Origin of the sequence: Actinomadura sp. NBRC 104425 (assembly GCF_030269545.1) — a bacterium.
In the GTDB taxonomy this organism is placed as follows: domain Bacteria; phylum Actinomycetota; class Actinomycetes; order Streptosporangiales; family Streptosporangiaceae; genus Spirillospora; species Spirillospora keratinilytica.
In genome coordinates this window covers 1-416 of sequence record NZ_BSTN01000117.1, presented here as the reverse complement: position 1 = coordinate 416, position 416 = coordinate 1, and the positions used below count along the sequence as shown (strand labels likewise).

Genomic DNA, 416 nt, shown 5'->3' with positions numbered 1-416 from the left:
CACATCGCCGGTGACGGTTGGTCCATGACTCCCCTGGGTCGCGACGTGTCGGCGGCTTACGCGGCGCGGGTGCGCGGTCAGGTGCCGGAGTGGGAGCCGCTGCCGGTGCAGTACGCCGATTACGCGTTGTGGCAGCGTGAGCTGCTGGGGGAGGAGTCGGACCCGGACAGTTTGCTGTCGGCGCAGGTGGAGTACTGGCGTACCGCTCTGGCTGGGGCGCCGGAGGAGCTGGCGCTACCCGCCGACCGGCCGCGTCCGGCGGTGGCCGGTCATCGCGGGCATCGGGTGTCGTTGTCGGTTCCGGCCGAGGTGCATCGGCGGCTGGTGGAGCTGGCCCGTGCCGAGGGCGTGACCCCGTTCATGGTGTTGCAGGCGGCGTTGGCGGTGATGTTGTCGCGGCTGGGTGCGGGTACCGA

The 416-nt window shown here is 71.4% G+C and carries 1 protein-coding gene; it reads left to right on the top strand.

The genetic code is table 11. The annotated features are described in order from the left end of the window. Positions 1-24: 24 nt before the first annotated feature. Positions 25-416 (top strand): condensation domain-containing protein (locus QSK22_RS33360; RefSeq protein ID WP_285498497.1); only part of this gene is annotated, 392 nt, incomplete at its 3' end.